General features: G+C 68.3%; 24 protein-coding genes. 13 read left to right on the top strand and 11 right to left on the bottom strand.

Annotation, left to right across the window (positions count from 1 at the left end; translation table 11 throughout):
* Positions 1-27 precede the first annotated feature (27 nt).
* Both A6W98_RS03515 and A6W98_RS03510 read right to left on the bottom strand, forming a co-directional pair.
* The gene (locus A6W98_RS03515; protein ID WP_042457995.1) at positions 28-579 is read right to left on the bottom strand and encodes an ActR/PrrA/RegA family redox response regulator transcription factor; all 552 of its coding nucleotides are present in this window, start codon (positions 577-579) and stop codon (positions 28-30) included.
* A 79-nt stretch (positions 580-658) separates the two neighbouring features.
* On the bottom strand, positions 659-1,294 hold the full coding sequence (locus A6W98_RS03510; RefSeq protein ID WP_042457989.1) for an SCO family protein: 636 nt from the start codon (positions 1,292-1,294) through the stop codon (positions 659-661).
* Between the two features lie 96 nt (positions 1,295-1,390).
* On the opposite strand from A6W98_RS03510, the gene regB reads away from it, so the two are divergent.
* The 10 genes from regB to hslU all read left to right on the top strand — a co-directional run bounded on the left by regB (position 1,391) and on the right by hslU (position 15,329).
* Positions 1,391-2,785, top strand: coding sequence for a sensor histidine kinase RegB (regB, locus tag A6W98_RS03505; protein ID WP_042457986.1), 1,395 nt, complete (start codon positions 1,391-1,393; stop codon positions 2,783-2,785).
* Positions 2,786-2,886: 101 nt separating this feature from the next.
* Positions 2,887-4,434, top strand: coding sequence for a PAS-domain containing protein (locus A6W98_RS03500; protein ID WP_042457980.1), 1,548 nt, complete (start codon positions 2,887-2,889; stop codon positions 4,432-4,434).
* A gap of 41 nt (positions 4,435-4,475) precedes the next feature.
* Positions 4,476-4,991 (top strand): tRNA (adenosine(37)-N6)-threonylcarbamoyltransferase complex ATPase subunit type 1 TsaE, encoded by a 516-nt coding sequence (tsaE, locus tag A6W98_RS03495; RefSeq protein ID WP_042457977.1) that lies wholly within the window; start codon positions 4,476-4,478, stop codon positions 4,989-4,991.
* Positions 4,984-5,994: an aminoglycoside phosphotransferase family protein gene (locus A6W98_RS03490; protein ID WP_042457976.1), complete on the top strand. Its 1,011-nt coding sequence runs from the start codon at positions 4,984-4,986 to the stop codon at positions 5,992-5,994. The genes tsaE and A6W98_RS03490 overlap by 8 nt, the downstream gene beginning before the upstream one ends.
* The gene (locus tag A6W98_RS03485; protein WP_042457972.1) at positions 5,976-6,668 is read left to right on the top strand and encodes a nucleotidyltransferase family protein; all 693 of its coding nucleotides are present in this window, start codon (positions 5,976-5,978) and stop codon (positions 6,666-6,668) included. Before A6W98_RS03490 ends, A6W98_RS03485 begins: the two co-directional genes overlap by 19 nt.
* Positions 6,661-9,600, top strand: a complete 2,940-nt coding sequence (gene addB, locus A6W98_RS03480) for a double-strand break repair protein AddB (protein ID WP_042457969.1) — start codon at positions 6,661-6,663, stop codon at positions 9,598-9,600. The genes A6W98_RS03485 and addB overlap by 8 nt, the downstream gene beginning before the upstream one ends.
* On the top strand, positions 9,597-12,965 hold the full coding sequence (addA, locus tag A6W98_RS03475) for a double-strand break repair helicase AddA (protein WP_042457966.1): 3,369 nt from the start codon (positions 9,597-9,599) through the stop codon (positions 12,963-12,965). Before addB ends, addA begins: the two co-directional genes overlap by 4 nt.
* A 60-nt stretch (positions 12,966-13,025) precedes the next feature.
* Positions 13,026-13,346 (top strand): thioredoxin, encoded by a 321-nt coding sequence (gene trxA / locus A6W98_RS03470; RefSeq protein WP_042457962.1) that lies wholly within the window; start codon positions 13,026-13,028, stop codon positions 13,344-13,346.
* A 112-nt stretch (positions 13,347-13,458) separates the two neighbouring features.
* Positions 13,459-14,019, top strand: a complete 561-nt coding sequence (gene hslV, locus A6W98_RS03465) for an ATP-dependent protease subunit HslV (protein ID WP_042457960.1) — start codon at positions 13,459-13,461, stop codon at positions 14,017-14,019.
* A complete protein-coding gene (gene hslU / locus A6W98_RS03460; protein WP_042457957.1) occupies positions 14,016-15,329 on the top strand; it encodes an ATP-dependent protease ATPase subunit HslU in 1,314 nt (437 codons plus the stop codon). The genes hslV and hslU overlap by 4 nt, the downstream gene beginning before the upstream one ends.
* 6 nt (positions 15,330-15,335) lie before the next feature.
* On the opposite strand, the gene A6W98_RS03455 is transcribed toward hslU, so the two are convergent.
* The 4 genes from A6W98_RS03455 to epmA form a co-directional block, all read right to left on the bottom strand.
* Positions 15,336-15,920, bottom strand: coding sequence for a Smr/MutS family protein (locus A6W98_RS03455; protein WP_042457955.1), 585 nt, complete (start codon positions 15,918-15,920; stop codon positions 15,336-15,338).
* Between the two features lie 3 nt (positions 15,921-15,923).
* Entirely contained in the window at positions 15,924-16,955 is a 1,032-nt protein-coding gene (gene mltA / locus A6W98_RS03450) for a murein transglycosylase A (protein ID WP_042464475.1), read from the bottom strand.
* Positions 16,956-17,205: 250 nt separating this feature from the next.
* Positions 17,206-17,502, bottom strand: a complete 297-nt coding sequence (locus tag A6W98_RS03445; protein WP_155734703.1) for a hypothetical protein — start codon at positions 17,500-17,502, stop codon at positions 17,206-17,208.
* 178 nt (positions 17,503-17,680) lie between these two features.
* The gene (epmA, locus tag A6W98_RS03440) at positions 17,681-18,718 is read right to left on the bottom strand and encodes an EF-P lysine aminoacylase EpmA (RefSeq protein WP_042457953.1); all 1,038 of its coding nucleotides are present in this window, start codon (positions 18,716-18,718) and stop codon (positions 17,681-17,683) included.
* Positions 18,719-18,823: 105 nt separating this feature from the next.
* On the opposite strand from epmA, the gene efp reads away from it, so the two are divergent.
* Complete coding sequence (gene efp, locus A6W98_RS03435; RefSeq protein WP_042457951.1) at positions 18,824-19,390, top strand: elongation factor P; 567 nt, start codon at positions 18,824-18,826, stop codon at positions 19,388-19,390.
* A gap of 132 nt (positions 19,391-19,522) precedes the next feature.
* Here efp and A6W98_RS03430 read toward each other — a convergent pair whose 3' ends face one another.
* Positions 19,523-20,191 (bottom strand): Tim44/TimA family putative adaptor protein, encoded by a 669-nt coding sequence (locus A6W98_RS03430; protein ID WP_042464473.1) that lies wholly within the window; start codon positions 20,189-20,191, stop codon positions 19,523-19,525.
* A gap of 111 nt (positions 20,192-20,302) precedes the next feature.
* Between A6W98_RS03430 and A6W98_RS03425 the strand changes: the two genes are divergently transcribed.
* Both A6W98_RS03425 and secB read left to right on the top strand, forming a co-directional pair.
* On the top strand, positions 20,303-20,806 hold the full coding sequence (locus tag A6W98_RS03425) for an FxsA family protein (RefSeq protein WP_042457949.1): 504 nt from the start codon (positions 20,303-20,305) through the stop codon (positions 20,804-20,806).
* A gap of 71 nt (positions 20,807-20,877) precedes the next feature.
* Entirely contained in the window at positions 20,878-21,384 is a 507-nt protein-coding gene (secB, locus tag A6W98_RS03420) for a protein-export chaperone SecB (RefSeq protein WP_042457947.1), read from the top strand.
* 6 nt (positions 21,385-21,390) lie between these two features.
* Here the strand turns inward: secB and dnaQ are convergent, their stop codons facing one another.
* The 4 genes from dnaQ to A6W98_RS03400 are packed head-to-tail and all read right to left on the bottom strand — an operon-like array spanning position 21,391 to position 24,143.
* Positions 21,391-22,128, bottom strand: coding sequence for a DNA polymerase III subunit epsilon (dnaQ, locus tag A6W98_RS03415; protein ID WP_042457944.1), 738 nt, complete (start codon positions 22,126-22,128; stop codon positions 21,391-21,393).
* On the bottom strand, positions 22,121-22,717 hold the full coding sequence (gene coaE / locus A6W98_RS03410; protein ID WP_042457942.1) for a dephospho-CoA kinase: 597 nt from the start codon (positions 22,715-22,717) through the stop codon (positions 22,121-22,123). Before coaE ends, dnaQ begins: the two co-directional genes overlap by 8 nt.
* Entirely contained in the window at positions 22,714-23,547 is an 834-nt protein-coding gene (locus tag A6W98_RS03405; protein WP_042457940.1) for a shikimate dehydrogenase, read from the bottom strand. Before A6W98_RS03405 ends, coaE begins: the two co-directional genes overlap by 4 nt.
* The gene (locus tag A6W98_RS03400; RefSeq protein ID WP_042464472.1) at positions 23,544-24,143 is read right to left on the bottom strand and encodes a Maf family protein; all 600 of its coding nucleotides are present in this window, start codon (positions 24,141-24,143) and stop codon (positions 23,544-23,546) included. The genes A6W98_RS03405 and A6W98_RS03400 overlap by 4 nt, the downstream gene beginning before the upstream one ends.
* Between the last annotated feature and the right edge of the window lie 211 nt (positions 24,144-24,354).

Genomic DNA, 24,354 nt, shown 5'->3' with positions numbered 1-24,354 from the left:
CCGACCCGAGGAGCCCCGGTCTTGGCTTCAGCGCGGGCTGCGCTTGGCCAGGATCCGCTGCAGCGTCCGCCGGTGCATGTTCAGACGGCGCGCGGTTTCCGAGACATTGCGGTCGCATTGCTCGTAGACCCGCTGGATATGCTCCCAGCGCACGCGGTCGGCAGACATCGGGTTTTCGGGCGGCGGCGGCAGCGCCTCGCCATTCGACAGAAGCGCCGCGGTGACGTCATTGGCGTCGGCGGGCTTCGACAGATAGTCGGTCGCACCGACCTTGACGGCCGCCACGGCGGTGGCGATGGCGCCATAACCGGTCAGCACCACGATCTTTGCATCGGGACGCTTTTCGCGCAATGTCTCGACCACGTCGAGACCGGTCCCATCCTCAAGCCTGAGATCGACGACCGCATAAGCCGGCGGCCGCGCCGAGGCGATGGCCTTTCCCGCTGCGACCGTTTCGGCCATTTCCGGCTGGAACCCGCGTTTTTCCATTGCCCGCGCCAGACGCCGGAGAAACGGCTCGTCGTCGTCGACAATCAATAGCGACGGGTCTTCCCCGATTTCATACTCCTGCTCAGCCATGCGACACCCTCCTGGTGAGCGTAATATTCCGGTTGTTCTAGAATGTTAACGCGGCAGGGTCAATTTAACTCGTTTCGCCTCAGGGCCGGGTCCGGGCGTGATCGACAAAGCAGGCCACCCGCGCGGCCATGTCCTCGGGCGTGGTGTCCCGCTCGAAGGCCTCGACCACACCCGCGCCGGGGAAGGCGAGATAGGTGAAGGTCGAGTGGTCGATCAGGTAATAGTCATCGTCCGGGTCGCGGATGCGGTAGAAGGTGCGATAGGCCCGACTTGCGGCCTGCACCTGCTCGGGCGTGCCGGTCAGGGCCAGCATCCGCGGATGCATCATCGAGGCGAAGGCCGCCAGCGCCTCGGGCGTGTCGCGGGCCGGATCGACCGAGATGAAGACCGGGCGCACCTCGTAGCCCCGGCCTTCCAGCAGATCGACCGCATCGGCGTTGCGGGCATTGTCGAACGGGCAGACATCGGGACAGAAGGTATAGCCGAAATAGATCAGCGTCGGCCCGGCGATCACGTCGGCCTCGGTCATGGTGGTTCCGGTCTGGTCGGTCAGGGTGAAGGGGCCGCCGAGTTCGGAAAGCCCCGGGCGCGGGCCCCCGCTGCGACAGTCGGCAAAGCGGTCCTCGGGCGCCCAGGGACCCCATATGAACAGCGCGGGACCCGCGACCGCGACCAGCGCCACGGCGGCCGCAACCGCCAGAACGATCCGTTTCATCCGCGTCTCCTTCGCTTGCCGTCCTCGCGGTACATGTCTCATTGATCGACCGTGCCGCCCCGATTAACAAGGGGCAAGCCTGAACCTGGGGGTCCGATGTCCGATATCGCAACCGGCCTGCTGCCGCCGACCGAGCGCAGCAACTGGATCCGCCTGCGGACCCTGATCCTGCTGCGATGGACCGCAATCGCCGGTCAGGTTGTCGCCATCGCGGTGGCCAATCTCTATTTCCACATCCAGCTCGATCTGGGGCTCTGCCTGCTGGTGATCGGCGCCAGCGTGCTGGCCAATGTGATCGCGGTCGCGATCCATCCCGAGAACCGGCGCCTGTCGGAAAAAGAGGCGATGCTGACGCTGCTGTTCGATGTGGTGCAGCTTTCGGCGCTTCTGTTCCTGACCGGCGGGCTCAACAACCCCTTCGCGCTGATGCTGCTGACGCCGGTCACCATCTCGGCGACGGCGCTGGGGCGGATGTCGACGCTGTTCATCGCCCATACCGCTTTCGCGCTGATCACGATGATGACCTTCTACTACGTGCCGCTCGTCGATGCCTCGGGAGAGATCCAGCAGCTGCCGCATCTGTTCCTGTTCGGCTTCTGGGCGGCGCTGGTGATCGGGATCTCGTTCCTCGGGCTTTATGCCGACCGCATCACCTCGGAGATGAACAAGATGTCCGACGCGCTGCTGGCGACGCAGATGGCGCTGGCCCGCGAACAGAAGCTGACCGATCTGGGCGGCGTCGTCGCCGCCGCCGCGCATGAACTCGGCACGCCGCTGGCCACGATCAAGCTGATCAGCTCGGAGCTCATGGACGAGGTCGATGACAAGCCCGGCCTGCGCGAGGATATCGAGACGCTGCGCGAGCAGGCCGATCGCTGCCGCGACATCCTGCAGTCGATGGGGCGGGCGGGCAAGGACGACCTGCACATGCATACCGCGCCGCTGAAGGCGGTGATCGACGAGGCGGCCGAGCCGCATCTGGACCGCGGCAAGGAGATCATCTTCAGCTTCGAGCCGATCCATGGCGGCAGTCCGCGGATGCCGGTGATCTACCGCCGCCCCGAGGTGATCCACGGGCTCAGGAACCTGATCCAGAATGCCGTGGACTTCGCCGAAAGCCGGGTCTGGGTCATGGGGCAATGGACCCAGGGCGAGATCAGCGTGCGGATCATGGATGACGGGCCGGGCTATCCGCCGCATCTGCTGGGCCGCATCGGCGATCCCTTCGTCCGTCTGCGCAAGAGCCCCGAGCAGCAGAAGAAGCGTCCCGAATACGAGGGCATGGGGCTTGGGCTCTTCATCGCCAAGACCATGCTCGAACGTTCGGGCGCGACCCTGAGCTTCGCCAATGGGCGCGACCCGATGCTGACCTCCGAGCGCTCGGATCAGCGCGGCGCCGTCGTCGAGGTCGAATGGCCCGCCTCCAAGATCGGCGTCAGCGCCGAGGCACAGCTCGCCGCGCTCGGCGAAAACACCCTGATCGAAGCTTGAGGCGATACTCATTCATTTATACTCGCATAAGTTGAGTTAACTAGAAATTAACCAAGGTGACGGATTCCTGAACGAGGTCAAAAAAGGGTTTTCACCTCATCATGGACATCGACTGGGGATTTGCGCTGGTACTGTCAGGTATCTCGCTGACAAGCGCAGTGGCGGCAGTTTTCATTCTGCCTTTCCTGCCCAGGCGAACGCGCAACGCCGCGGCCGAGACCCAAGGCGACATGGTGTTTCTCTTCGATGGCGAACATCTCGTCGATGCCACCCCGGACGGCCGTCGCTTTCTGGCCGGCGGCCCGAAGGGGCTGACCGACTGGCAACGCTTCTGCGCGCTGATCGTGCCGCGCTTTCCCGGCTTTCCCGAACGGATGGAACGGCTGCCCAAGGACGGCTCGGCGCTGCTTGCAGAGGCCGGGGGCGAGGCCCAGCTGACCGCCGTCTGGCTTGACGGTGTGATCCGGCTGACGCTGCAGATGCCGCGTTTCAGCGACCCGGCCGGAGGGCTGACCGATGCCCAAAGCCTGGCCGCCCTGACCGCCGAGCTGGAGACCCTGCGCGACGTTGTCGAGGCGATGCCCACCCCGGCCTGGCAGCGCGACGAGAAGGGAGGCGTGGCCTGGGCCAACAGCGCCTATCTCGACATCGTGCGCGGCCGCCATGACGAAGGCCAGATCGTCTGGCCGCTGCCGGTGCTGTTCTCGCAGGATCACGGCGAAACCGGCTCGCCGCGGCGCCAGGCCATCGATATCGGGGCCGAGCGCGACCGCTGGTTCGACTGCGTTTCGGTCGAGACCCATGGCGCCTCGCTGCATTTCGCGCTTCCGGCCGATGCCACGGTCCGGGCCGAGACGGCGCTGCGCAACTTCGTCCAGACCCTGACCAAGACCTTCGCCGAGCTGCCCATCGGGCTTGCCGTCTTCAACCGCACGCGCGAACTGGTTCTGTTCAACCCGGCCATGTCGGATCTGTTCAACCTCGAGCCCGAATTCCTGACCGGCCGCCCCACGCTTCTGAACCTGCTCGACCGGCTGCGCGAAACCCGGATGATGCCCGAGCCCAAGAACTTCCGGTCCTGGCGCGAGCAGATCCTGCGGCTGGAACGCGATGCCTGCGACGGCGTCTATTCCGACACCTGGACGCTGCCCGGCGGGCAGGTCTACCGGGTGACCGGGCGGCCGCATCCCGATGGCGCGGTGGCCTTCCTGTTCGAGGATATCAGCACCGAAATGTCGATGACCCGGCGCTTCCGCAGCGAGATCGAAACCGGCCAGGCCGTGATCGACTCGCTGCCCGAGGCCATGGTCGTGTTCTCCAGCGCCGGCATTCTGACGCTCTCGAACAGCGCCTATGCCGAGCTTTGGGGCGAGGACCCGCGGCTGGTGATGGGCACCACCGACATCGCCGACGCCACCGCGCAATGGCGGGCGCAATGCCTGCCGAGCCCGTCCGAGGCCGGCGCCGAGCTGCCGCGCCGCATCCGCCAGCGCGAGGCCTGGAGCTGCGAATTGGTCCGCCGCGACGGCCAGAGGCTCGACTGTCATCTCAAACCCATCGCGGGTGGCTGCATGCTGGTCGAATTCCGCCCGAGCGCCCGGACCAAAGCCTCCGACACGCCTGCCGTCTCGCGCGCCTCCTCCGGCTGATCCGACTTGCGGGAACCGGGGCAGGCGTTACAACGGGCCCCATGTCCGGCACCCGCCTCTCCCTCGCGCTGGCCTCCGAGGCCCAGACCCGAGCCCTCGCCGAACGGCTCGCAGCCCGTCTGGGCGCCGGCGACACGCTGCTGCTCGACGGTCCGATCGGGGCGGGCAAGACCGCCTTCGCCCGGGCGTTGATCCAGGCGGCACAGGCAAGGGCCGGGCGCGACCCCGAAGATGTGCCCTCGCCGACCTTCACCCTGGTCCAGACCTACGAGGCCGGGCCGCTGGAGATCTGGCATGCCGATCTCTACCGCCTCGGCCATCCGCAGGAGGTGATGGAGCTGGGCCTCGACGAGGCCTTCGAGACCGCGATTTGCCTGATCGAATGGCCCGACCGGCTGGGCGATCTGGCGCCTGCGGGCGCGCTGCGCCTGACCCTTGCGCCGGGCGAGGCCGAGACCCTGCGCCATGCCAGCTTCGTTTCGGACCGCGCCGACTGGACCGGGCGCCTGTCCCCGATCCTGACCGAAATCCAGACCGGAACCGCCCCTGATGCGTGACGCCGCCATCGCCGATTTCCTCGCCCGCGCCGGCTGGGCCGAGGCCCGCCGCATGTCGCTTGCGGGCGATGCCTCGAACCGCCGCTACGACCGGCTCGCGCGGGACAATGGCGAGACCGCCGTGCTGATGGATGCCGACCCGGCGACAGGCGAGGATGTCCGTCCTTTCCTTGCCATTGCCCGCCATCTCTCATCGCTCGGGTTCTCGGCGCCCGCGATCCTCGCCGAGGACAGCGCCCGGGGCCTGCTTCTGCTAGAGGATCTGGGCGACGATCTTTTCGCCCGCCTCGCCGCCCGCGCGCCCCAGCTCGAAGAGCCGCTTTACGCCGCCGCGACCGACCTTCTGGCCCGGCTGCACCGGGCACCGCTGCCCGACGGCCTCGCGCCCTACGACCCCGCCGAGATGGCCGAGCTGGGCTGCCTGCCGTTCCGCTGGTATCTGCCGGGTCAGGGCCTCGCCGCCCCCGAAGACGAAATCGCGGCGGTTCGGGCCGGGTTAGAGACGCTTCTGGCCGAGGCCGCCTCGCCCTCGGTCCTGATCCTGCGCGACTATCACGCCGAGAACCTGCTCTGGCTGCCCGAACGGGACGGGGTCGCGCGGGTCGGGCTGCTCGATTTCCAGGATGCCCGGATCGGCCATCCGGCCTATGATCTCGTCTCGCTTCTGCAGGATGCGCGCCGCGACGTGTCACCCGAAGTCGGGGCCCGGATGCGCGCGCGCTATGTCGCCGCGACCGGCACCGATGAGGAGGCTTTCGACCGCGCCTGTGCCGTGGCCGGGGCGCAGCGCAACCTGCGCATCATCGGCGTCTTCGCCCGGCTGTGCCTCCGCGACGGCAAGCCCGGCTATCTGTCGATGCTGCCCCGCGTCTGGGGTCATCTGATGAGGGATCTCGACCATCCCGCACTGGCCGGACTGCGCGAGACGCTGCTGCGCCTTCTGCCCCCGCCCGAGCCCGACCGTCTCGACCGGATCGCAAGCCGATGCGCCCCGCGTCGCTGATGATCTTCGGAGCCGGCTTCGGCACCCGGATGCGGCCGCTGACCGACGACCGCCCGAAACCGCTGATCGAGGTCGCGGGCAGGCCGCTGATCGACCATGCGCTGGCACTCACCCCCGATGCCGGCATCCGCCGGATCGCGGTCAATGCCCATTACCGCGCCGACCAGCTGGCCGCGCATCTTGCAGGCAGGTCCGGCCTGACGGTCCTGCGGGAGACCGACGCCCTCCTCGATACCGGCGGCGGGCTTCGCAATGCGCTGCCGGTGCTGGGCGAGGGGCCGGTCTTCACGCTGAACAGCGATGCGGTCTGGACCGGACCGAACCCGCTTTGCACCCTGGCCGGGGTCTGGGACCCCGCGCAGATGGACGGCCTGTTGCTTCTGATCCCGCCCGGGCACGCGACGGATCATTCGGGCAAGGGCGATTTCCTCATCGGCCCGTACGGCCGCCTGAGGCGCGGCCCCGGAGCCATCTATTCGGGCGCCGGCATCCTCAAGACCGACGGGCTTGCCGAAATCCCCGAACGGATCTTTTCGCTGAACCGGCTCTGGGACGGGATGCTGGCAGAGGGGCGGCTTTACGGCATCCTGCATGCCGGCGGCTGGTGCGATGTCGGCCATCCGGGCGGCATTGCCGAGGCCGAGGCGCTGCTGGCGGGGCAGGGCGATGTTTGAGGGCCCGGCCCCCCGCCTGTTCGGCCTGCCGCCCGGCGCCGATTTTCCGCGCGAGTTGCTGATCGGGCTGGAACAGAGACTGTCCGGCGCCCCGCCCGAGGCCTGGGCCGAGGTCGAGATCTGGGTCAATACCGAGCGGATGCGACGCCGGATCGTCGATCTGTTCCAGGCCGGGCCGCCGCGGCTTCTGCCCCGCATCCGGCTGGTGACCGATCTCGCGCGCCATCCGATCCTGGCGGATCTTCCGGCACCGGTCTCGCCGCTTCGACGGCGGCTGGAACTGGGGCAACTGGTGCGGGCGCTGCTCGACCGCTCTCCCGATCTGGCCGCGCGCAGCTCGGCCTTCGATCTGGCCGACAGCCTCGCCGCCCTGATGGACGAGATGCAGGCCGAGGGCGTGCCGCCCCGGGCGCTGCATGATCTGGATGTCGGAAACCTCTCGGCGCATTGGGCCCGGGCACGGCAATTCGTGACACTGGTCGAGACCTGGCTCGGACCCGATCTCTCGGGGCGTCCCGGCAGCGGCGCCCGGCAACGCCTCGCGGTCGAGCGGCTGACCGAGCGCTGGCGCGCCGATCCGCCCCGCCATCCGGTGATCGTCGCGGGCACCACCGGATCGCGCGGGGCAACCGCGCTGTTCCTGCGCGAGGCCGCCCGGCTGCCGCAGGGCGCCGCGATCCTGCCCGGATATGATTTCGACATGCCCGCCGCGATCTGGGACGGGCTCGACGACGCGCTGGCGGCCGAGGACCATCCGCAATACCGTTTCCGCCACATCCTCAACGACATGGGGCTGGGCCCCGGCGATGTCCGGCCGTGGTGCCGCGAGGCCGCGCCGCCCTGTCCCGAACGCACCCGGCTGGTCTCGCTCGCGCTTCGGCCCGCCCCCGTCACCGATCAGTGGATGGAGGACGGCCCCCGTCTGACCGGGCTCGACCGGGCGACGGATGCGCTGACGCTGATCGAGGCACCCTCGCCGCGCGCCGAGGCGCTGGCCATCGCGCTGCGGCTGCGCCGTGCCGCCGAGGACGGGCAAAGTGCTGCGCTGGTCAGCCCCGACCGGACCCTGACCCGCCAGGTCACCGCCGCGCTCGACCGCTGGGGCATCCGGCCCGATGACAGCGCCGGCACGCCGCTGCCGCTGTCGCCGCCAGGCCGGTTCCTGCGTCAGGTCGCGGCGCTGTTCGGCCGGGCGCTGACGGTCGAGGCCCTGCTTTCGCTGCTCAAGCATCCGCTGACCGCCTCGAGCCCGGGACTGCGCGCCAATCACCTGCGCTGGACCCGCGAGCTTGAACTGCATCTGCGCCGGAACGGCCCCGCCTTTCCCGACGGCCCGGCCCTGACCCGCTGGGCCGAGGGCCACGAAGATGGCCGCGAGGCCTGGGCCGCCTGGCTGGCCGAGGCGCTGGACGGAACAGATCGGGCCGGAACAGAGCCGCTTTCGGCCCATGTCGCGCGCCACCGGCAGCTTGCCGAGATCCTCGCCGCCGGGCCGGACACCGAGGGCAGCGGCGCGCTCTGGCTGGAAGAGGCAGGCCTGCAGGCGCGGGCCGCGCTGGACCTGCTCGAGGCCGAGGCCGAGGCGGGCGGCGAGATGAGCCCCGCCGATTTCTCGACCCTGCTCGATTCTGTGCTTCGCGACGGCTCGGTGCGCAGCGCGGTCGAGCCGCATCCCGGGGTGATGATCTGGGGCACGCTCGAGGCCCGCGTGCAGGGCGCCGATCTGGTGATCCTCGGCGGGCTGAACGAGGGCACCTGGCCCGAGACCCCGCCGCCCGACCCCTGGCTGAACCGGCAGATGCGGGCCGAGGCGGGCCTGTTGCTGCCCGAGCGTCAGATCGGGCTGGCCGCGCATGACTTTCAGCAGGCGGTCTGCGCCCCCGAGGTGGTGATCTCGCGCGCGATCCGCACGGCCGAGGCGCAGACCGTGCCCGCGCGCTGGTTGAACCGGCTGACCAACCTGATGGACGGGCTGGGCGGCAATGGCGGCCCAGAAGCGCTGGCCGCAATGCGCGCGCGGGGCCGGAACTGGCTCGACATTGCGCAGGCGCTCGACCGGCCCGCGACGCCGTTGCCCGCCATGCGCCGCCCCTCGCCCCGGCCACCGCTCGACCGCCGCCCCGAGCGGCTGTCCGTGACCGCGGTCGAACGGCTGATCCGCGATCCCTATGCCGTCTATGCCCGCCATATCCTGCGGCTGAAGCGCCTCGACCCGCTGGTGCGCAGCGCCGATGCGCCGCTACGGGGCACGGTCCTGCACAAGGTGATGGAGCGGTTTCTGGGCCGGCCGCTCGACCCCGATCCGGACCGGGCCCAGGCCGATCTGATGACCATCGCCGACGAGGTTCTGGCAACCGAGGCGCCCTGGCCCGCAGCCCGCGCGCTTTGGCGGGCACGGCTCGGGCGCGCGGCCGAGAGCTTTCTGCGCGACGAGGCGCGGCGTCAGGCCGAGGCCGCCTGCATCGCCCGCGAACGCTCGGGCGCGGCGCGGCTGGACAGCGGCTTCACCCTCACCGCGCAGGCCGACCGGATCGACCGCCGCCCCGATGGCCGCCTCATCCTCTACGATTACAAGACCGGCACGCCGCCCAGCCTGAAGGCGATGGAGGCTTTCGACAAGCAGCTGCTGCTGGAGGCCTGCATCGCCGAACGCGGCGGCTTCGAGGAGATCCCGGCCGCGCTCGTCGATCACGTCACCTATATCGGCCTCGGCCAGCCGCCGAAGACCGTGACCAACTGGCTTGACGACGATCTGGTCGCGCGCAGCTGGGCCGAGCTCGGGCGCCTGATCGACCGTTATGCCCGGCCGGAACAGGGCTATACCGCCCGCAACCGGATCCAGAAGCGCAGCGACATCACCGATTACGACCTGCTGTCGCGCTTTGGCGAATGGGACGAGACCGATCCGCCGGAACCGGAGGATGTGGGATGACCCGGAACGAGGCAAGCGCGCGCCAGATCCAGGCCGCCGATCCGTCGGGCTCGGTCTGGCTGTCGGCCAATGCGGGCTCGGGCAAGACCCGGGTTCTGACCGACCGGGTGGCGCGGCTTCTGCTGGCGGGGGTGCCGCCGCAGCGCATCCTGTGCCTGACCTATACCAAGGCCGCCGCCGGCGAGATGCAGAACCGGCTGTTCGACCGGCTGGGCGGCTGGGCGATGCTGGCCGATGCCGATCTGCGGCAGGCGCTGCACGAGCTGGGCGTCGAGACCGCCATCGGCGAGGACACCCTGCGCGAGGCAAGACGCCTGTTCGCGCGCGCCATCGAGGCGCCGGGCGGGCTGAAGATCCAGACCATCCATTCCTTCTGCGCGGGCATTCTCAGGCGGTTTCCGCTCGAGGCCGGGGTCTCGCCGCAATTCGTCGAGATGGATGACCGCAGCGCCCGCCGCCTGCGGGCCGAGCTGGTCGATGCGCTGGCCGAGGGTCCTGAGGCCGGTCGCTTTGCCGATCTGGCGCGGTTTCACACCGATGCCGAGCTCGATGCGCTGACCGCCGAGATCGCCAGCCATCGCGACCGGTTTCCGGCCACCGCCGACCCAGGCGCGATCTGGAAAAGCTTCGGCCTTTCCGCCGATGAGGACAGCGCGGTCCTGCTGCGCGGCGTCTTCACCGGGACCGAAGAGGGGCTGCTGGCCCGGCTGAAATCCGCGCTGGCCGGGGGCGGCAAGACCGATCAGACCGCCGCCGCCAAGCTTGGCGCACTGAATCTCGGCGGCGCCGACCGGGCCCTGCTGCTGGGGCTTGAAGATATCCTGCTGACCGGCGCCGCCGCAAAACAGCCGTTTTCGGCCAAGACAGGGTCTTTTCCCACCAAGGCGGTCCGGGCCGCGCTGGGGCCCGATCTGGCGCCGCTGGAAGACCTGATGATCCGGGTCGAGACCGCGCGGCCCCGGCGGCTGGCGCTGGATGCGGCCGAGCGGACGCTGGCCCTGCACCGCTTTGCCGAAGCCTTCCTGCCCGCCTATGCAGCGCGCAAACAGCTGCAGGGCTGGCTCGATTTCGACGACCTGATCCTGAAGGCACGCGATCTGCTGACCGATCCGGGCGTCGCGCAATGGGTGCTGTTCCGGCTCGATGGCGGGCTCGACCATATCCTTGTCGACGAGGCACAGGACACCAGCCCGGTGCAATGGCAGGTGATCGAGCTTCTGGCGCAGGAATTCACCGCGGGCGAGGGCGCGCGGAGCGGGGTCGACCGCACGATCTTCGTCGTCGGCGACAAGAAGCAGTCGATCTATTCCTTCCAGGGCGCCGATCCCGAGGGCTTCGACCGGATGCGCGCGCTGTTCCGCGACCGGCTGGAAAATGTCGACCGCGGCCTGTTGAACCTGACGCTGGAATATTCGTTCCGCTCCTCCGAGGCGATCCTCGGCGCTGTCGACCGGACCTTCCCCGAAGGCGCGCGGGCGGGGCTCGACCGCGAGATGCGGCACCGCGCCTTCCATGCCGATCTGCCCGGCCGGGTCGATATCTGGCCCGTGGTCGAGGATAGCGAGGCCGCCGATCCGGGGCATTGGGCCGATCCGGTCGACATGCTGGGGGCCTCGCATCACAGCGTGCGGCTGGCGCGTCAGGTGGCCTCGGAAATCCGCGCCATGATCGACCGGGGCGAGACCATCGCCGTCAAGGGCGGGGGGCGCCGCCCGATCCATGAGGGCGACATCCTGATCCTGGTGCAAAGCCGGACCGACCTGTTTCACGAGATCATCCGCGCCTGCAAGGCCGAGCGGCTGGAGGTGGCGGGCGCCGACCGGCTGAAGATCGGCGGCGAGCTTGCGGTGCGCGACCTGACCGCGCTTCTGTCCTTCCTGGCGCTGCCCGAAGACGACCTGTCGCTGGCCTCGGCCCTGCGCTCGCCCCTGTTCGGCTGGAGCGAAGATGCCCTGTTCCGGCTGGCAGCACCCCGCAAGGGCTATCTCTGGCAGGCGCTCAGACACGCGGATCGGGCCGGAACAGAGACGGTTCCGATGCTGCAGGCGCTGCTGGACGAGGCCGATTTCCTGCGCCCCTACGACCTGCTGGAACGCATCCTCACCCGCCATGACGGGCGCCGCAGGCTGGTGGCGCGGCTCGGGCAGGAGGCCGAGGACGGCATCGATGCGCTGCTGACCCAGGCGCTGGCCTATGAGACGACCGAGGTGCCCTCGCTGACCGGCTTCCTGGCCTGGCTGTCAAGTGGCGAGGTCGAGATCAAGCGCCAGCTCGATGCGGCGGGGCGGCGGATCCGGGTGATGACGGTGCATGGCGCCAAGGGGCTCGAGGCGCCGGTGGTGATCCTGCCGCATACGGCGCAGCGCACTGTCACCATCCGCGACCAGATCTATACGCTGGAAGACGGCCTGCCCGCCTGGAAGACCGGATCGGATGCGCGCCCCGAGGCGCTGGCGGCCGCCCATGCCGCGCGGGTGCAGCGCGAGGAGGAGGAACGGTCGCGGCTGTTATACGTCGCCATGACCCGGGCCGAGCAATGGCTGATCGTGGCCGCGGCCGGAAAGCTCGCGAAGGATGGCAGCGACTGGTACAGCCGCATTCGCCGCGGCACCGAGGCGCTTGGCCCCGTGCCGCGCGATTTCGGTTTCGGCGAGGGGCTGCGCTATGAGCGCGGGCTCTGGCCGGAAGACCGCGTCCTGGCCGCGCCCGAGACGGCGCCGCCCGAAACCGCGCTTCCCGACTGGGCGCTGCGCGACGCGCCCCGCCCGGAGCGGCCGCCGCAGCCACTGTCGCCGTCCGACCTGGGCGGCGCCAAGGCCCTGCCCGGCGACCCGCTTGCCCCCGCCGAGGCCGAGGATGTCCGGGCCCGGGGCACCTGGATGCACCTGCTCCTGGAACATCTGCCGGGCACCGATCCGGCCGACCGCCCGGCGCTGGCCCGCGCGCTGTTGACCGCGGTCGACCCGCCCGCGCCCGAGGCCGCGATCCCGGCCCTTGCCGCCGAGGCCGAGGCCCTGATGGCGCGGCCCGATCTGGCCCCGGTCTTCGCCCCCGGCAGCCTGGCCGAGGTTCCGCTGACCGCGGCCCTGGGCCAGGGGCGGCTGAGCGGCACGGTCGACCGGCTGATCGTCTCGCCCACCCGGATCACGGCCGTCGATTTCAAGACCAACGCGGTCGTGCCGGACCGGCCCGAAGACACGCCCGAGGGCATCCTGCGCCAGCTGGGCGCCTATGCCATGGCGCTGGCGCAGATCTATCCCGGCCACGAGATCGACATCGCCATTCTCTGGACCCGGACCGGCGCTTTGATGACGATCCCGCGAGAGCTGGGCCACGCCGCGCTTGCCCGGGCCGGGCTGGCTTGACGCTGCTGGCCCCTCTCCTTACTTTCCGGCCTCGATCCCAGGTTCCAAGGAGTGACCCAGATGCCCACCCATGCCGTCACGGACGACACCTTCGACGCCGAGGTGCGCCAGTCCGACATTCCCGTCGTCGTCGATTTCTGGGCCGAATGGTGCGGCCCCTGCAAGCAGATCGGCCCGGCCCTGGAAGAGCTTTCCGCCGAGCTGGAAGGCAAGGTGAAGATCGTCAAGATCAATGTCGACGACAACCCGACCAGCCCGGCTCAGCTGGGCGTGCGCGGCATTCCGGCGCTGTTCCTGTTCAAGGACGGGCAAGTCATTTCCAGCAAGATCGGCGCCGCGCCCAAGGCCGCGCTGCAGAACTGGATTCAGGAATCGGTCTGAACCGGCCTGTTCCGACCAAGACAAGGGGGCGCCGCGGCGCCCCTTTTTCATGCCCGGCTTGCGAGGCAGCATCGGGCGCATATATCGGACCCGGCAAATGCAGGAGAACGGCATGTCGAAAAGCGAGTTTCCCGGCTGGCACGGGACCACCATCATCGGCGTTCGCCGCGGCGGCCAGGTGGTGATCGCCGGCGACGGACAGGTCAGCCTGGGCCAGACTGTGATCAAGGGCAGCGCCCGCAAGGTGCGCAGGCTGTCGCCCGGCGGCTATGATGTCGTCGCGGGTTTCGCCGGATCTACGGCCGATGCCTTCACACTCCTCGAACGGCTGGAAGCCAAGCTGCAGGCAACCCCCGGCCAGCTTCAGCGCGCCGCGGTCGAACTGGCCAAGGACTGGCGCACCGACAAATACCTGCAGAAGCTCGAGGCCATGCTGATCGTCAGCGACGGGGCCGAGCTTTACGTGATCACCGGCGCGGGCGACGTGCTGGCTCCTGAACATGACGTGGCCGCCATCGGCTCGGGCGGCAATTACGCTCTGGCCGCCGCGCGCGGCCTGATCGAGAATACCGAGCTTTCGGCCGCAGATATCGCCCGCAAGGCGATGGCGATCGCGGCCGATATCTGCGTCTACACGAACGGCAACCTGACGGTGGAGAGCATTACCCGATGACCGACCTCACCCCCCGCGAAATCGTCTCGGAACTCGACCGGTTCATCATCGGTCAGGCGGAGGCAAAGCGGGCCGTCGCCGTGGCCCTGCGCAATCGCTGGCGGCGCAAGCAGCTGGCCGACGACATCCGCGAAGAGGTCTATCCGAAGAACATCCTGATGATCGGGCCGACCGGCGTCGGCAAGACCGAGATCTCGCGCCGTCTGGCCAGGCTTGCCCGTGCCCCCTTCATCAAGGTCGAGGCGACCAAGTTCACCGAGGTCGGCTATGTCGGCCGCGACGTGGAACAGATCGTGCGCGATCTCGTCGATACCGCGCTGGTGCAGACCCGCGACTGGATGCGCGAGGATGTGAAGGCGGCCGCCTACAAGGCCGCCGAGGACCGGGTGATCGCCGCCATCGCCGGCGCCGATGCGCGCGAACAGACCCGCGAGATGTTCCGCGCCAAGCTGAAGAAGGGCGAGCTGGACGACACGCTCATCGAGCTTGAGATCGCCGATACCTCGAACCCGCTGCAGGGCATGGAAATTCCGGGCATGGCGCCGGGCCAGGGCCAGCAGGGGATGATGTCGCTGGGCGATCTGTTCGGCAAGGCCTTCGGCGGGCGCACCGTCAAGAAGCGGCTGACCGTGGCCGACAGCTACGAGATCCTGATTTCGGAAGAGGCCGACAAGCTGCTCGACGACGAGACGGTGAACCGGACCGCTCTCGAGGCGGTGCAGGAAAACGGCATCGTCTTCCTCGACGAGATCGACAAGGTCTGCGCCCGCTCCGACATGCGCGGCGCCGATGTCAGCCGCGAGGGCGTGCAGCGCGACCTGTTGCCGCTGATCGAGGGCACGACGGTCTCGACCAAATACGGGCCGGTGAAGACCGACCATATCCTGTTCATCGCCTCGGGCGCGTTCCATATCGCCAAGCCCTCGGACCTGCTGCCCGAATTGCAGGGCCGGCTGCCGATCCGGGTCGAGCTGAGGGCGCTGACAGAGGATGATTTCGTCCGCATCCTGACCGAGACGGACAATGCGCTGACCCGGCAATATACCGCGCTGATGGGCACCGAGGAGGTCACGGTCGAATTCACCGATGACGGCATCGCGGCGCTGGCCCGGGTTGCGGCCGGGGTCAATGAGAGCATCGAGAATATCGGCGCGCGGCGGCTTTACACGGTGATGGAGCGGGTGTTCGAAGAGCTCAGCTTCACCGCGCCCGACCGGGCGGGCGACACCGTCAGGGTCGATGCCGATTTCGTCGACCAAAACCTGGGCGAGCTGACCAAATCGGCCGATGTCACCCGCTATATCCTCTGACCCCGCCTAGCGGGGCCGCCTGAGATAGACATAGAAAGCGCCCTCGCCGCCATGGCGGCGATGGGCGGGTGCCACCTGCATCACCGCGCCTGACAAGGGCGCCTGATGCAGCCAGTGCGGCACCTGGCGCCGCAACACCCCGCGCCGGTCGGCGAAGGCGGGGTCCCATTCCGCCCCGCTTCCCTTGCCGGTGATCACCAGCACCAGCCGCCGCGCCTCGGCCTGGCTGCGCAGGATGAAGCCGATCAGCGCCGGATGCGCCTCGGCCAGCGTCATGCCATGCAGATCGATCCGCGCCTCGGGGTCGAGCTTGCCGCCCTTCATCCGCAGGAATGCCTTGCGGTCCATCCGGATCGCAGGCGGTGCGGACGGGGTCGGCGGCGCGGCCGCAGGTGCCTTCGCGCCCAGCCGGAAGGGTTTCAGCGGCAAAGGCGCGGCGGGAACCGGGGCAGGCGGGGTCTTTTCGGGCAAGGTCTTTTCGGGCGGGGGCCCGGACACGGCATCGGGGGGCGCGTCGCGCATCGGGCGGACCCGGCGCGCGACCTCGTCCCAGAGGGCGCGATCCTCGCGGCTGAGGCGGCGACGGCGCATCGGTCAGCCTCCGGGCAGCAGCGCAAGCGCCAGCTCGACCGGCAACAGCACGATCATCCGGCCCGGGTCGCGCACCGCGCCTGCCAGCCGCCCGGCACCCGCGCCGGTGCCATAGAAGATGTCGGCCCGCTGCGGTCCCTTGATCGCCGAGCCGGTATCCTGTGCCACCATCAGCCGGTGAAGCGGATGCCGCCCGCCCTTCTCGATCCAGACCGGCGCGCCCAGCGGCACGAGGGACGGATCGACCGCGAGGCTGCGCATCGGCGTGACCGGCCGGTTCATCGCCCCGAGCGGCCCCTTGCCCGGCGGCAGCCTGTCAAGCTCGCGGAAAAAGACGAAGGAGGGGTTGTGCAGCAGAAGTTCGGCCCCCGCCTCGGGATGGCGCCGGACCCAGGACCGGATCACCCGGGCCGAAACCTGATGGGGCTGATAGACGCCGCGCCGCACCAGCTCCCTGCCGATCGAGCGGTAATCATGGCCGTTCTTGCCACCATAGCCAACACGGAGAAGCGTGCCGTCGGGCAGGCTCAGCCGCCCCGAGCCCTGAACCTGCAGGAAGAACACATCGACAGGATCTTCGAGCCAGGCGATTTCAAGCCCCTGCCCGTCGAGATGTCCGTCCTCGGCGATCTCGCGGCGCGAGAACCAGGGCCGGTCGGTCGGCAGATCGGGCGGCAGGCGGTAGATCGGATAGCGGAACCGGGCATCGGGAGCGCGGGCGGCCTTCAGAACGGGCTCGAAATAGCCGGTGAACAGCGCCGGGCTGTCGCCGCCGATCAGGACCGGGCGGAAGAAAAGCTCGAAGAAGCTGCGGGCATTGGACTGCCGCTCGGACAGGGCGCAAAGCGCGGTCCAGGGCGGGTCGGGCAGATCGGGGCAGGTCTCGCGGAAGGCGGCAAGGGCCTCGGCGTGATTGTCGGTCTTCCAGCCCTTGAGATCGTCGAAATCGAGCAGCTCGACCGAGGGCGCGGCCTGAGCCGAAGCGCCGCCGCCCAGGGCCAGGGCCAGACAGACCGCCGCACCGAAACCGCGCATCCCGCCCGCGCGCGACGGATCGCCGTCACGGCCCTCTGTCGATGTCGCGTCATGCTGTTCCACCGGCGGTCCTGTCCTCGCGGTCGGCTGGCGCCGCTTTCGCTCCGGCGTTTCCCGGGCCGGACGCGTCCCGGGCGCGCATCGGGGGCAGGGCCGTGATAGCCGCAAATGCGCGGCGGTCCCAGACCGGATGGACCGATTTCGGACAAAGGAGCGCGACGGCCCTGCTTGGGACCAAAGCTTCCGGCCCTCAGCCGCAGCTTTCGAGCCGCGCCTCCAGCGCCAGCTTCCGGCCCTTGGCCGCGGCAATCCTGCCCGCCCTCTCGCCGCCGGTAACCGCCGACACCAGCGTGAGGAACACGCCGATCGCATCGGCCGTCGCCGCGCCCGATTGCCGGCGCGACAGCTTCTGTATTTCGGCATTGACGTCGATGAGTGTCTTGCGCGCCTTGGCGCAGCTCATCCCGTCATACATGCCCGCAGGTATCGGCGCGGGCGCAATCCGTTTGGCGCTGGCCGAAACCGACAGGACCAGAGCGGCGGACAATGCCGTTCCAAAACACCCGATCTTCAAAACCGACCCCCGGCAAAAGGAAATAAGTCACGAAAGCTTGACCATGGAAACCGTCCGGACCGCCAGACCGTCTCGGATCGCAGATCAGATTTCCTGTCCTTGTCTGCGAAACGACGCGGCCCGCGCTTCCGGGCAGAGGCAAAGCCCGGGCTCAGGCGACCGGCACCCAAAGCACATCCTCGATCCTGGGCGCGGCGGTGGCCAGCATGGCCAGCCGGTCGAAGCCAAGCGCGATGCCCGAGGCGGGCGGCATGAAGGCCAGCGCCGCGAGGAACTCCTCGTCCAGCGGATAGCGCTCGCCATACAGGCGCTCCTTCTCGTCCATCTCGGCCTCGAAACGGCGGCGCTGCTCGACGGGGTCGGTCAGCTCGCCGAAACCATTGGCCAGCTCGACCCCGCAGGCATAGAGCTCGAAACGTTCGGCTTCGCGCGGATCGTCGGCACAGGTCCGCGCCAGCGCGGCTTCGGCGGCCGGATAGCGGTCGAGAACGGTGATCCGGCCCCGGCCCAGATGCGGCTCGACCCGTTCGACAAGCACCCGGCTGAAGATGTCGGACCAGCCGTCATCGGCCGCGAAGCCGATCCCGGCGGCTTCGGCCTGAACGGCCAGCGCCGCGCGGTCGGGAGCGCCTCCGGGCGCGAGCGTCGAGAGCAGGTCGATCCCGGCATGGGCGGCGAAGGCCTCGGCCACCGAGACCCGATCGACCGGGGCGAAAGGGTCGCAGTGCTGCCCGGCATGGCCGAGATGCCGGGTGCCCGCCGCCTCGCAGGCCAGTTGCAGCATCCGGACGGTATCCTCCATCAGCACGGCATAATCCTCGCCCGCGCGATACCATTCGAGCATGGTGAATTCCGGGCTGTGCCGCGGCCCGCGCTCGCGGTTGCGCCAGACATGGCAAAAGGCCGCGATCCGGGGCTCGCCCGCGGCCAGCAGCTTTTTCATCGCGAATTCGGGCGAGGTATGCAGATACATCCGCCGCGCCACCCCGTCATTGCCGATGGCATCGGTCGCGAAGGCATGCAGATGGGCCTCGTTTCCCGGGCTTGTCACCAGGGCCGGCGGGTCGACCTCGACGAAGCCTTCTTCCGCGAACCAGCCCCGGATCGCGGCCTGGATCCGGCCCCGCGCCAGCAGGGCGGGACGGCGGTCGGCATGGCGCTCGGGGCTCCACCAGGGGGTATCGGTCATCCGCGCTGCCTTTCTTTCCACTGGAATTTTGCGCCGATTTCGGCTAGGGGCGTTGTCCGATCCGGCGGATATACCGCGCCAAGATACTCCACAAGGAAGCCCCCAGTGAAAGTCATTGCCTCCTCGCTCCGCAAGGGCAACGTCGTCGAAAAGGATGGCCAGCTCTACGTCGTTCTCAAGGCCGAGAACTTCCATCCCGGCAAGGGCACGCCGACCACCTCGGTCGACATGCGCCGCATTTCGGACGGGGTGAAGACCACCGAGCGCTGGAAGACCACCGAACAGGTGGAAAAGGCCAATGTCGACGAGCGCGAATACGACTTTCTCTATGACGACGCCGAAGGGTTCCACTTCATGAACCCCGAGAGCTTCGATCAGGTCGCGGCGCAGCCCGACGTGGTGGGCGATGCCGCCGCCTATCTCGAACCCGGCATGCGGGTCTTCCTGCAGACCTTCGAGGGCAACCCGATCTCGATCGAGCTGCCGCAGAAGGTGGTGGTCGAGGTGACCGAGACCGAGCCGGTGGTGAAGGGGCAGACCGCCTCGTCGAGCTACAAGCCCGCGATGACCAATATCGGCGTGCGCGTCATGGTGCCGCCCCATATCGATGTCGGCACGCGGATCGTGATCAACACCGCCGATAACACCTATGTCGAACGCTCGAAGGACTGAGCGGGTCGAAACGCAGATGACGGGCAGGGGTCGATGACCCCGCGCCCGCGCGAAGGACGGCCCGTGCCGTCCTTCTGAAATCCCGGTTTCCTTGATAAACGATACGGATCGCCGCCCAATGGCGGCGGCGCGTCAGGCGTCGGTGGCGACGAGCTGCCAGTTCGGATCGTCCGAGCCCATCACCCGGGCAAAGCTCCAGACGTCGCGCTGACGCTTGATCTCGCTCGGGCTGCCCTCGACGATCTCGCCATCCTGGTTGCGCACGACCGAGGTAAGCTCGCCCACGAAACGCACGGTCAACTCGGCCTCGCCGCTGTCGCGATCATAGGTCGCATCCTTCAGCACCAGCTCGCGCACGCCGATGAAGTTGGCATCGACCGAAAGGCCCTGTTCCTCGCGGAGCCGGATCACTTCGGCAAAGCTGTCGCGCACGTCGGGGGCCAGAAAACCAGCCACCTCGTCCAGCGTGCCATGCTCGAAGGACATCAGGATCATTTCATAGGCGCCGCGGGCGCCATGCAGGAACTCGCTGACCGAAAAGCCCGGCTCGGCCAGCTTCATCGCCGCCAGCGCCTTGGCGGCCGGGCTGCCATCCTCGACATGGTCGGTGATGTCGGTATCGGGACCGCCCTCGATCACTTCGAAGGACGGACGGTTGTCGGCCCGGCGTGCTGCCGGATCGGGCATCTGCACCGGAGGTTTCTCGAAACCTTCACGGGTTCCGAGGACAGACCGCAGCCGCAGGATCAGGAACACGGCAATCCCGGCAAGAACCAGGAGTTGGATGATGGCAGAGCTCATGAAAACCTCGCGGATCGCGGGAAGCGTTTGTATCGAAGCGTCACCGGACATATGTAAGGCACGCCATCAATCAAGTCCACTAGGCCGGCCGAAGCGCAATGAGGTGATGCAATGTGGCTTTTTCTGCTGTTCCTCTCGATCCCGCTGATCGAGATCGCGCTTTTCATCCAGGTGGGCGGGCTGATCGGGCTGTGGCCGACCCTCTGCATCGTGCTGGCAACCGCCGCGGCGGGCACCTGGCTGATGCGGCAGCAGGGCGCGCTGGCGCTGTCGCAGGTCCGCAGCTCGTTCAATGAATTGCGGGATCCGACCGAACCGCTGGCCCATGGCGCGATGATCCTCTTTGCCGGGGCAATGCTGTTGACGCCGGGTTTCTTCACCGACACCATGGGGTTGTTGCTGCTGATCCAGCCGGTGCGCGCCGCCGCCTATCGCTGGCTGTCGAAACGGGTGGTCGTGCATTCGGCCGGTTTCGGCCCCGCCGGCGGCCCGACCCGGCAGGCACGGCCCGCGCGCGACGACATCATCGACGGCGATTTCGAGGATCTCACATCGCGCAACGGGCATGGCGACGAGGATGGCACATTGCCGCCCTCGGGCTGGACCCGTCACTGAGAGCCAGCATTGAGCGGGTGGGGGCGACCTGCTAAGCGAATATCCAACGCAACCTTTCGCAGGAGCATCCCATGAGCGAGACCGAGGGCAACGGCGCCGCCGCGCAGCAGCCGCAAGTTAGAATGCAGATCCTGGGCCAGTATATCCGGGACATGTCTTTCGAGAATATTCTGGTCCAGAAGGGCGCCTCGGGCGAGGTGACCCCCGACGTGACGGTGCAGGTCGCGCTCGACGCCCGCAAGCGCCCGGCCGATCATCAATACGAGATCATCACGAAATTCACCGTTTCCTCGAAGAACAAGGCCGACCAGAGCCAGCTCTTCCTGATGGAACTCGATTATGCCGGCCTGTTCCACATCGAGAACGTGCCCGAGGACCAGCTGCATCCCTTCCTGCTGATCGAGTGCCCGCGGATGCTGTTCCCCTATGTGCGCCGGATCGTTTCCGACGTCACCCGTGACGGCGGCTTCCCCGCGCTGAACCTCGAGCCGGTCGATTTCGTCGCGCTCTATCGTCAGGAAATCGCGCGCCGCGCCGCCGATATCCAGAAGCAAGAGACCCCGAGCGGCACCGCCTGAGGCCGTTCAGTCGAAGCTTTTCCAAAGCGCGTCGTCGCCCATCGTCTCGACAAAGGCACGATGGGCGGTGGCCTCCTCCTCGGTCAGACGCGAGGGCAGGGGCGTCGGCCGCGGACGCGGTCGCCAGGCCTCGGTTTCGGTCCCGGACGTGCCGCGCGAGGCCCGGGAGCGGGTCGCCAGCATGAAATCGGGCTGCCGACCGCCAATCAGTTCCAGATAGACATCGGCCAGGATCTCGGAATCGAGCAAGGCACCGTGCTTGTCGCGCATGGTGTTGTCGATGCCGAAGCGGCGGCAGAGCGCGTCCAGCGTCGCGGGCGAGCCGGGAAACTTCTTGCGCGCCATGGCCAGCGTGTCGATCGCCTGGCTCATCGGCAGCTTGGGCAGGCCGAGCCAGCCCAGTTCGGCATTCAGGAATTTCATGTCGAAGCTGGCATTGTGGATCACCAGTTTCGAATCCTGCACGAAATCGAGGAATTTCTGCCCGACCTGCGAAAAGGGCGGCTTGTCGCGCAGCGTGACCTCGCCGGGCTTCGCCGGTCGCGGGTTGGCAAGGATGTCCGGGCCGATCCCGTGCACGCCGAAGGCCTCGTCAGGCATGTCGCGACCGGGATTGGTATAGACGTGGAAGGTCTCGCCGGTCGGCAGATGGTTCCAGAGCACGACGGCGCCGATCTCGACGATCCGGTCGCCGGTCTCGGGCTCGAAGCCCGTGGTTTCGGTGTCGAGAACGATCTCACGCATTGGCAGTCCCCAGGCTTTCAATCAGCGCCGCGACCTCGGCCCCGGCATGGTCAGGCGTCAGCGTCTCGATCACATGATCGGCGCGGGCGCGTTTCTCGGCATCGGGCATCTGTCGGGCGAGGATCGCGTCCAGCTGCGCCTCGGTCATGCCCGGACGGTCCAGCACCCGGGCGCGCTGAACCTCGGGGGCCGCGGTCACCACCAGCACCGCGTCGAGCCATTTATCGGCCCCGGTCTCGAACAGAAGCGGGATATCCAGCACCAGAAGCGGCGCATTTTGATGCCGGTCGATGAAGGCCTGCCGGTCGGCCGCGACCAGCGGATGCACCACGGCCTCGATCCGCATCAGGGCCTCGGGCTCGCGCGCGATCCAGGCCTTCAGCGCGTCGCGGTCGACGGCACCGTGACGGACCGCCTCGGGGCAGAGCGCGGCCAGCGGCCGGACCGCGCCGCCACCTTCGGCATAAAGCGCGTGCACGGCGGCATCGGCATCCCAGACCGGCACGCCTTTCTCGCGGAACAGCGCGGCTGTGGTCGACTTGCCCATGCCGATGGAGCCGGTCAGCCCCAGAAGACGCGGCCGGCTCATGGCTCGAGCAGCACCGCGCGGGCGGCCTCGTCGACCTCGGGACGACGACCGAACCAGCGCTCGAAGCCCGGCGCGGCCTGATGCAGAAGCATCCCCAGCCCGTCGACCGCGACACAGCCCCGCGCCCGCGCCTCGCGCAGGAAAGGGGTCTCGAGCGGCACATAGACCAGATCGCTGACCACCGCATCGGGCGAGAGCGCATCGAGCGGCACCTTGAACTCGGCCTTGCCGACCATGCCCAGCGACGTGGTGTTGACCACGGTCGCGGCGCCGTCGATCATCGCCCCCGCCTGCACCCAGTCATGGATCACGATCTTGGGGCCGAACTCGGCCCTGAGCGCCTCGGCGCGCGAGCGGGTCCGGTTGGAAACGCGGATCTCGCGCACGCCCTGTTCCGACAGCGCGGCGACGACGGCGCGGGCGGCGCCGCCCGCCCCAAGCACGGCGGCCGGTCCCGATGTCGGATCCCAGCCCGGCGCGCCCTGGCGCAGGTTCTCGATGAACCCGATCCCGTCGGTATTGTCGGCATAGACCTTGCCATCGGCCCGGAAGATCAGGGTATTGGCCGACCCGATCAGGGCGGCGCGATCCGACACGGAATCGGCCAGGCTGAGAATGGTCTCCTTGTGCGGGATCGTGACATTCACACCCACGAAGCCCATGCGCGGCAACGCCTCGAGCACCTGTTTCAGATCGGCATGGGCCACATCCATCGGCACGTAGAAACCGCGCAGCCCATAGCGTTCGAGCCAGTGGCGATGCAGCAGCGGCGACTTGGAATGGGCAATCGGAGAGCCGATGACGCCGGCCAGGGGGATTCTGTCACTCATGCCATCAAAACTCCTCGGGTCGTCAGGAAGGTCAGCAGCGGCAGCAGGGGCAGACCCAGAACGTCGAAATAGTCGCCCTCGATGGCCGAAAACAGCCGGACCCCTTCCTCTTCCAGCTTGTAGGCCCCCACCGCATCGCGCATGGCGGGCCAGTTGCGGTCAAGATACTCGTCCAGGTAGCGGTCTGAAAACGGCCGCATCGTAAGCGAGACCTTGCCGACATGGCGCCAGAGCGGCCGCATGTCGTCATAGACCACCACCGCCGACAGAAGCTGATGCTGGCCGCCGCGCAGGGCGCGGAGCTGACCACGCGCCTCTTCGCGCGTTTCCGCCTTGGCAAGCACCTTGCCGCGATGGGCCAAGACCTGATCGCAGCCGATCACCAGCGCCCCCGGGGCCTTTTCGGCCACCCGCTTGGCCTTGAAGGCTGCCAGTTCCTCGGCGATGTCGCCCGGTTCGGCGCCCTCGGCCTCCAGCGCGGCGCGGATCGCGTCTTCGTCGACGCGCGCGGGCATCGCCTCGAAAACGAGCCCTGCCCGGGTCAGAAGTTGGCGGCGAATGGCAGAGCCGGAAGCAAGGATCACACGGTCGGACATCGGATCACGCATTCGGGGCAACCCTGTGGAAAAACCCAGGTGAGACGGTTGCACGGTTTCAGGATAAGAGGCCTCTCGCATCCCGGGGTGCCGGTCATACGTGGAAATGTCAAGAATCCGGGCTCTCAAATCCACCGTGGACTGTCTTCATCACTGGCTGTGAACGAATCGTCACGGACGGATTATCCATAAGTTATCCACAGGTCGTAGA

It is taken from the genome of Rhodovulum sulfidophilum DSM 1374, from assembly GCF_001633165.1.
Lineage (GTDB): Bacteria > Pseudomonadota > Alphaproteobacteria > Rhodobacterales > Rhodobacteraceae > Rhodovulum > Rhodovulum sulfidophilum.
Note: the sequence above shows the minus strand (reverse complement) of the source record. Positions and strands in the feature narration are given on the sequence as shown.